The 7,336-nt window shown below is 74.6% G+C and carries 7 protein-coding genes; 3 read left to right on the plus strand and 4 right to left on the minus strand.

Annotated features, from left to right (window positions below):
* The first annotated feature begins 50 nt into the window (after positions 1-50).
* Positions 51-683, plus strand: a complete 633-nt coding sequence (gene mftR, locus ACIA77_RS44440) for a mycofactocin system transcriptional regulator (protein WP_395892206.1) — start codon at positions 51-53, stop codon at positions 681-683.
* A 454-nt stretch (positions 684-1,137) separates the two neighbouring features.
* On the opposite strand, the gene ACIA77_RS44445 is transcribed toward mftR, so the two are convergent.
* Positions 1,138-1,593 carry an SRPBCC family protein gene (locus ACIA77_RS44445; RefSeq protein WP_395892207.1) on the minus strand — a complete coding sequence of 152 codons (456 nt, stop codon included), beginning with the start codon at positions 1,591-1,593 and terminating at the stop codon, positions 1,138-1,140.
* Positions 1,594-1,791: 198 nt separating this feature from the next.
* Here ACIA77_RS44445 and ACIA77_RS44450 point away from each other — a divergent pair, with 198 nt between their 5' ends.
* Positions 1,792-2,232 carry an HPP family protein gene (locus ACIA77_RS44450; RefSeq protein ID WP_395892208.1) on the plus strand — a complete coding sequence of 147 codons (441 nt, stop codon included), beginning with the start codon at positions 1,792-1,794 and terminating at the stop codon, positions 2,230-2,232.
* 8 nt (positions 2,233-2,240) lie between these two features.
* Here ACIA77_RS44450 and ACIA77_RS44455 read toward each other — a convergent pair whose 3' ends face one another.
* The 3 genes from ACIA77_RS44455 to ACIA77_RS44465 all read right to left on the minus strand — a co-directional run bounded on the left by ACIA77_RS44455 (position 2,241) and on the right by ACIA77_RS44465 (position 6,139).
* A complete protein-coding gene (locus ACIA77_RS44455; RefSeq protein ID WP_395892209.1) occupies positions 2,241-3,227 on the minus strand; it encodes an Acg family FMN-binding oxidoreductase in 987 nt (328 codons plus the stop codon).
* A gap of 23 nt (positions 3,228-3,250) precedes the next feature.
* Entirely contained in the window at positions 3,251-4,258 is a 1,008-nt protein-coding gene (locus ACIA77_RS44460) for an Acg family FMN-binding oxidoreductase (protein WP_395892210.1), read from the minus strand.
* A 153-nt stretch (positions 4,259-4,411) separates the two neighbouring features.
* Complete coding sequence (locus ACIA77_RS44465; protein WP_395892211.1) at positions 4,412-6,139, minus strand: GAF domain-containing protein; 1,728 nt, start codon at positions 6,137-6,139, stop codon at positions 4,412-4,414.
* A gap of 144 nt (positions 6,140-6,283) precedes the next feature.
* On the opposite strand from ACIA77_RS44465, the gene ACIA77_RS44470 reads away from it, so the two are divergent.
* Entirely contained in the window at positions 6,284-7,267 is a 984-nt protein-coding gene (locus ACIA77_RS44470; RefSeq protein ID WP_395892212.1) for an Acg family FMN-binding oxidoreductase, read from the plus strand.
* Positions 7,268-7,336: the final 69 nt, after the last annotated feature.

Below are 7,336 nucleotides of genomic sequence, written 5' to 3' on the forward strand. Positions count from 1 at the left end.
TAACGTCACGGGGTGTCGAAAAACAAGGCTCCGGACGGAACGACACTCGCATGACCGAACGCACCACGGGGAACCGCCGCGGCCGGCCGCCCGGCACGAGCGCCCGTGCCCTGGAAGTCATCGCCCTGCGCCTGTTCACCGAGCGCGGCTTCCACGAGACCACGGTCGACGACATCGCCTCGGCGGCCGGGGTCAGCCGCCGGACGTTCTTCCGCTACTACGAGTCCAAAGCGGACGTGCTGTGGAACGAGTTCGACTCCGAGGTCGAGACGATCCGCAAGCTGCTCGCCGGCACCTCCGACGCGCTGCCCGTCTTCGACGCCGTGCGCGAAGCGGTGCTGGCCGCCAACCACTACCACGCGAGCGACGTGCCGGAACTGCGCATGCGCATGCAGCTCATCAACACGGTCACCGAACTCGGCGCCAGCGCCGCGATCCACTACGACGCCTGGGAACGCGCGGTGAGCGCCTACGTCGGCCGGCGGATCGGCCAGCCCGCGGATTCGCTCTACCCCTTGGCCGTCGGCCGCGTGGTCCTCGCGGCGTGCCGCGCGGCCTACGAACGCTGGTCCGCCCGCGCGGACGCCGACCTGACCGTGTACTTGGACGCGTCGCTGCGGGCCGTGGCGTCGGGGTTTGCCGACCCGTCGCTCACGGCTGAACCGGCACCCGCTGGGGAGTGAACCCCGGCCCGTCCGGGCAAAATTCAGCGGGCGGCCCACGGCGCGGTGTCCGCAAAGGACAGCGCGCCGCGGCGACGTGCGGAAGCCGAGCTCGGGCAGTGGCAAGACGTCCCGACGGGCGCCCAGCCCGCCACCGGCGCGCTCGCCTGGCTGGTGCACCGGCTGTCCCTGCGCGTCGGCGACTGGCACGCGGCCCACCTGACGCTGAAGAACGCCGCGTACGCGTGGCGCCGTTCTTCCTCAGCTTCGGCTCCGAGGAGACCCGGCGGACCGCGGTGGCCGCGCGGGCCGGCATCGAGCCCCGGCTCGCCCCCGCGATCGACGGCCTCGCCCACGTTCTCGACGGCGGCCGCTTCACCGGGCCGGGCTGCGTCGCCGGCGGTTCCGGTCGGCGGTTCCTAGGCTGGGCCACCGGCACCCACTGGTACCCGGCCGATCGGCGGTGCCGATCGGTTCAGTCCGCTTCGGCGAGTTCCGCCAGGCGGTCGAGGGAGGCGCGGAGCTTGGCCGGTGTGGTCGCGCGGGCGCGCACGAGGCGCTTCTCGTCGGTGAGGTTCGTCCAGTCGTAGGTGTGGGTCACGCGGGAGCGGCCGTCGTCGAGGGGGGTCAGGGCCCAGCGCCAGAGGTGGCCCGGCGGGTCGTTGTCCGGTTCGGACGGCAGCCACGCGATGCGCCGGCCCTCTTCGAACTCGACGATGTGGTTCGCGCGCACCCCGCCGGAGGTGAGGAGCATGGTGAACACGTCGCCGGCGCCGCGGACGCGCCGCGGGTCCTGGGCTTCGGCGAGGTTGTCGTTGCCGTCCCAGCGGGGCTGGTGCGCGGGATCCGCGATGAGCTCGAAGATCCGCGGCGCGCCGGCGGCGATGACGCGGTCTGCGGTCACGACGGTCGGGAGTGCGGAATCGGCCATGCAACCGATTGAACCACTTCGGCGTGCCGCCACCGAGCCGCGCGGCACCGAGGATCGTCACCACCCGGGCGCTCCACAGCCGGCGACCGCGTGGCTCACCTCCGCAGCACTCGGCGCTTCGAGGACCAAAGACCCTTTTCGCCGCGAGCGCGGGCAGCGAGGGTCGGACGAAGGCGACGACGGAACGGAGAACCCGTCATGCAGACTCGCGACATCATGACCACCCCCGTGGTCACGGTGGCTCCCTCGGCCTCACTCGCCGAGGCGGCCGAGCTGATGACCCGGCACCGGTTCACGACGCTGCCCGTCGTGGATCGTTCGGGCAAGCTCCTCGGCCTGGTGAGCGAGACGGACCTCGTGCGGGCCGGGTTCCCCGGCGAACCGACCGGCGGTGATCCCGACACCGGCGCGATGCTCGGCAGCCCGCGCACCGTCGCGGCCGTCATGCGCACCCCCGGGGTCGTCGCGGAAACGGACCTCGGCACGGCGGAGCTCGGCAACTGCATGGCCGAAGCGGGCGTGCGCGCGCTGCCGGTCATGGACCGGGGCGCGCTCGTGGGCATGGTGACGTTCCAGGACGTGCTGCGGGCGCTGTGCCCGCAGGACGACCGCCGGGACCGCACCTCGATCTGGTCCTGAGTGGCCGGTCAGCGCGCCGGTACGTCCGGCGTGGCGCGCACCGTCGTCACCTCGCCGGCGGGCCGGCGGGCCGTGGACCGGACGGGCAGGCCGTAACCGAGCCGCAGCAGCGTGTGCGGCCGGCCGACCCCGCGGAAGAGTTCCCGCAGCGGTCCGCGCGTGCCGGGCGTTTCGAACGGCTGCGACACGAACGTCGTGACGAGGCCCTCGACGGTCGCGGTGAGCAGCACGCGCTGCAGGGCCAGCCCCGCCCGCACGTCGGCGGGGGTTCCGTCATCGCGGGTCAGCACGACCGCGAGCGCCGGATCCTGTTCGAAGGGACGCGGCGCCAAGTCCGGGTTCTCGTGCGACGAGCGCAGCGTCAGCGCCCCGGGGACCTCGGCCCGCGGCCCGAACGCGGCCGTCGGCACACCGTCCGGGCTGTCGGGCGCACGGCCGGCCCAGCGCGCGGTCTCGGCCACGTAAGCCGGGTCGGCGGACTGCTCGGCATCGGCGCGCCGGACGAGCGACGTCACCGCCGAGTAGCGCCCCGAGGCGTCGAGGAACTCCAGCAGCCCGCCCTCGCCGAGCGCGGCCGCCTTCAGCCGGGCGCGCGCGGTGGCGCCGACCGGCTTCGCGGACAGCGGGCGGCGGTTGGAGTGCCGGCGCCACACCGCGTCGGCCAGCCGGCGGTCCGGCGGGGTCGCGCGCACGGTCCCGTCGACCCGCACCACGGCCAGCAGGTCCCGGTCGGGGGGATCGGGCACGATCCGGAGCACGGCGCTGAACCCGCCGACCCGCAGGGCGAGCAGCAGGTTGTACACCGCGGCGCCGCACGCGAGCCGGGCCTCGCACGCTGCGGGATCCGCGACGGTGAGCACCCGGTCGCGGTCCAGCCACACCTCGATCCGCGGCCCGTCGACGACGAAGCGCCACGGCTGGGTGTTGTGCGGCGACGGCGCGCGAACCGCGGCCGCCAGGGCTTGTTCGACGGCGGCGGCGAGTGCGGTGGTCATGGGGGCCTCCGGGGTCGGCTTCTTCAGTCCGGCTGCCACGGCAGGCGGCCGGGGAACTCGCCCGGCAGCAGGTCACCGAGGGGCCGGCGGGGTGACGGGGGCACGGGCACCACCGGGTGGCCGTAGCGGAAGATCACCTGCGGCAGCCCCGGCAGCTCCAGCCGCTCGGCGAGCAGTTCGCGGAAGCCGAGCAGGTGCAGCGGCTGCGTCAGGACCGAGCCGGCGAGGCCGCGCGCGGTCGCCTCCAGCCAGGTGCGGGCGCACGCGGCGCCGGCGGCGACGTGCTCGCGACGGCTGTCGCCGTCGGTGCAGAAGACGAGCAGGTGCTCCAGCTCGAGCCGCGCGGTGAGGTGGTCGTCGTCGGGCACCGGGGTGTCGCGCCGCACCAGCCCGGCGGCGGGCAGCGATTCGTCGCAGAGCGCGTCTTCGGGCACGCCCTCGTCGGCGCCGGCCGCCCGGGGCCCGAAGGTGTGCGCGGTCCACGCGCCCAGCTCGCGCTGGTAGGCCGAGTCGGCGCGGAAGACCCGCGTGGCGAACCCGAGCATCGCCGCCAGCGCGTCGCGGTGGCGCGGGGCCACCACGCGCACGCGCGGCTCTTCGCCCGCGGCCGCCACGGCCGCTTGGTCCACTTCGGACACGGGCTCGGCGGCGAACCACCGGCGGTGACTGCGGCGGCGCCCGATGGCGTGGAACCGCGCGAGCGCGTCGTGATCGGGGCTGTCGCCCGGGACGGCGTGGACCGTGGCCACGACCTCGCCGTCGGCGGGGCACCACGTGGTGGTCGCGCGGCAGAGCACGCGCGCGGCCAGCTGCAGGTGCGCCAGCGCCGAACCGCAGGACAGGGTGCGATCGCGGCCCTCCGGATCGTGGCTGGGCAGCGCCACGGAAGTGCGTTCGATGAGGTCGACGTCGGTGTGCCGGACCCGCATGCTCCACGGCTGCGTGTTGTGCACGGACGGGGCGCGGCTCACCGCGCGCGCCAGCACCGCGATCTCGGAGGGCGCGAGGTCCGTCGCCGGGGCCGAGGTCATATCCACCACTCCTGACCCGGAGACGGTCGCTCCGGCGATCCCCATGCTCGCCGCCGCGCCCGCGCGCCGATGGGGCCCAAAGTCCCCACCCCGGCGGCAGACGTCCCGGCACCCGGCGCAAAGCACGGCCCGGGACAGCCGACCTCCCACGGCTCAGGACAACGGCGCGGTCCACTCCAGCCGCACGCCCCGGCCCGCGCGAGAATCGACCGTGAACGCGCCACCCAGGGATTCGGCGCGGTCGCGGAGGTTGCCGAGGCCGCTGGTGGCCACGTCCGCGGGCAAGCCCGCACCGTCGTCGGCCACCGCGACGCGGATTTCGCCGTCGCGCACGGAAACCGCCACGGTCAGCGTCGCCGCGCCCGAATGGCGCACGGCGTTGCTGACCGCCTCGCGCACCACGGCCTCGACGTGGTCGGCCAGCTGCGGCGGGAGCGTGTCGAGCGTGCCGGCCATGCTCACCGTCGGGTGCAGTGGCGCGTCGTCGGTGAGTTCGGCGATCGCGTCGTGCAACCGGTGGCGCAGGCGCGTCTCCCCCGCGACGCCGCCGTGCAGGTCGAAGATGGCGGTGCGGATCTCGTGCACGATCTCGTGCATCTGGTCGATGCTCTCCTGCAGGCGCCGCCGCAGGTCCGGGTCCTGCGCGCGGCGCTGGGTGCCCTTCATCGCGAGCCCGACGGCGAAGAGCCGCTGGATGACGTGGTCGTGCAGGTCCCGTGCGATGCGGTCGCGGTCGGACAGCACGTCGAGCTCCCGGGCCGCGCGCTGCTGCGCGGCCAGCTGCAACGCGAGCGCCGCCTGGTCCGCGAACGACGCGACGACCGGCAGCTGCGCCGTCTCGAACGCGGGTGCGCCCGGCTCGCGGGTGACGATCAGGACCCCGGACGTGCGGTCCCCGGCTCGCAGCGGCACCACCAGCGCCGGCCCGTAGTGGTGGCCCGGGGCCAGGACCAGCTCGGGCACCCGGCGCGGGGTGCGGTCGCGGTAGACCGAGCCGGGCACGGTGCCCGTGACGCCGATGCGCAGCCCGGTGAGCAGCTCCTCCGGTCCGCCCGCGCACACCGACACCGTGAGCTCGTCGGTCTCGGCGTCCCAGTCGTCGTCGGAGTCCAGCCGGCCCGTCCCGGGCAGGGCCAGCACCGTCACGTCCGACCCGGTCAGCTCGAGCGCCCGGCTGGCGATCAGGTCGAGCGCGTCGACGGGGTCGGCGCCGGCCAGCAGCTCCGTGGTGACCTCGCCGGTCGCGCCCAGCCACCGCTGCCGCAGCCGCGTCTGCTCGTAGAGGTGGGCGTTCTCGATCGCGATCCCGGCCGCGGCGGCGAGCGCCCGCACGATCACCTCGTCGTCGTCGGTGAACTCGTCCGCGCCGCGCTTCTCGGCGAGGTAGAGGTTGCCGAACACCTCGTCGCGCACCCGCACCGGCACGCCGAGGAACGAGTGCATCGGCGGGTGGTTGGCCGGAAACCCCACCGACGCGGGGTGAGCCGAGATCTCGCGCAGGCGCAGCGGTTTGGCGTCGTCGATGACCACGCCCAGCACGCCGTGGCCTTCGGGCAGGTGCCCGATCCGCTCACGCGTGCGCGAGTCGATGCCCTGGTAGACGAACTCGGCGAGCGGGCCGCCATCGCCCAGCACGCCCAGCGCGCCGTAGCGCGCCTCGCCCAGGTCGACCGCCGCCTGCACGATCCGCCGCAGCGTGGTGTCCAGCTCGAGCCCGGACGCGACGGCGAGCACCGCGTCGAGCAGGCCGTCCATCTTGTCGCGCGTGCCGATCAGGACTTCGATGCGGTCCTGCAGGTCGCGCAGCGTTTCCCGCAGCCGCAGCTGCGACAGCGTGCCGGACAGCCCGCGGCCGCCCACACCCGGTTCCGTCGCCGGCATCCCTCACCCTCCCTCACGTTGCCAGCTGGCCCCCGGTCGAGAGATGACTTTCTCCCCTGTGCGCCCGGGGAGAAACCACCCAAGCTGGTTGGGACGACTGCTCACCACCGACACTCCGCCGCTTCGCGCGGCGCGGGGAGACCCATGACGCTCCGAGTGGCTCCGGCCGGACGGCTCAGCGCCGATCAGGTGATCTCGGTGCTCCGTGCCGCGACGCTGGCGCCGTCCACGCACAACACCCAGCCCTGGCTGTTCACCACCGGGGCCGACGGCATCGAGCTGTACGCCGATGCCGACCGGGTGCTGCCCGTCGCCGACGCCGACCGGCGCGAGCTGCTCATCTCCTGCGGCGCGGCGCTGTTCAACCTGCGCACCGCGATCCACGCGCTCGGCGTGCACCCGGACACCACGGTCTTCCCCCGCCGCGACGTACCCGACCTGCTCGCCGTGGTCCGGCCGCGGACGGCGACCCCGGTCGACCGCCGGCTCTCGGAGCTGGCGCAGGCCATCCCGCGGCGGCACACCAACCGCACGCCCTTCGGCGGTGAACCGGTTCCGCCGTCGATCGTCGGCCTGCTCCGCCACGCCGCCGAAGCCGAGCAGGCGTGGCTCCCGCAGCTCGACGAGAACCAGCTCACCGGCCTGCACGAGCTCGTCCACGAAAGTCACCTCCTCCAGGAGCGCGATCCGGCCTTCGGCGCGGAGTGGCGCCGGTGGACCGGCCGCGCGCCCACCAGCCGGGACGGCGTGCCGTTCGCCGCCGGCGGCTCCACGGTCGCCGACGACACCTGGGTCCTGCGCGACTACGGCGACCCGGCCGCCCGGGTCCCCGCGGCCCCACCGCTCGTGGTGGTCGTCGGGTCGTTCGGCGACACGCCCGCCGACCGGCTGCGAGCCGGCCAGGCGATGCAGCGGGTGCTGCTGACCGCCACGGCCAACGGGTTCGACGCGTCGTTCATCTCCCAGCCGGTCGAGGTCCGCGCCACCCGGGTCCGCCTGCGCCACCTGCTCGGCGACGGGCTGTGGCCCCAGATCGTGCTGCGCATCGGCCACGGTTCGCCGGTGGCGTGGACGCCGCGCCGGGCGCTCGCGGACGTGCTCCTGGAGCCGCCGTCGCTCACCGCCTGAACGCTACTCCTCCTTCCGCTCACGCAGTTCCGTCGCGAGCACGGCGGCCTGCGTGCGCCGTTCCATGCC

Origin of the sequence: Amycolatopsis sp. NPDC051903 (assembly GCF_044452505.1) — a bacterium.
GTDB lineage: Bacteria > Actinomycetota > Actinomycetes > Mycobacteriales > Pseudonocardiaceae > Amycolatopsis.

Bases quoted from the DNA above. Each gene is read 5' to 3' on its own strand.
- mftR (WP_395892206.1), top strand. From the start codon at position 51: ATGACCGAACGCACCACGGGGAACCGCCGCGGCCGGCCGCCCGGCACG.
- ACIA77_RS44445 (WP_395892207.1), bottom strand. From the start codon at position 1,593: ATGGCCGATTCCGCACTCCCGACCGTCGTGACCGCAGACCGCGTCATC.
- ACIA77_RS44450 (WP_395892208.1), top strand. From the start codon at position 1,792: ATGCAGACTCGCGACATCATGACCACCCCCGTGGTCACGGTGGCTCCC.
- ACIA77_RS44455 (WP_395892209.1), bottom strand. From the start codon at position 3,227: ATGACCACCGCACTCGCCGCCGCCGTCGAACAAGCCCTGGCGGCCGCG.
- ACIA77_RS44460 (WP_395892210.1), bottom strand. From the start codon at position 4,258: ATGACCTCGGCCCCGGCGACGGACCTCGCGCCCTCCGAGATCGCGGTG.
- ACIA77_RS44465 (WP_395892211.1), bottom strand. From the start codon at position 6,139: ATGCCGGCGACGGAACCGGGTGTGGGCGGCCGCGGGCTGTCCGGCACG.
- ACIA77_RS44470 (WP_395892212.1), top strand. From the start codon at position 6,284: ATGACGCTCCGAGTGGCTCCGGCCGGACGGCTCAGCGCCGATCAGGTG.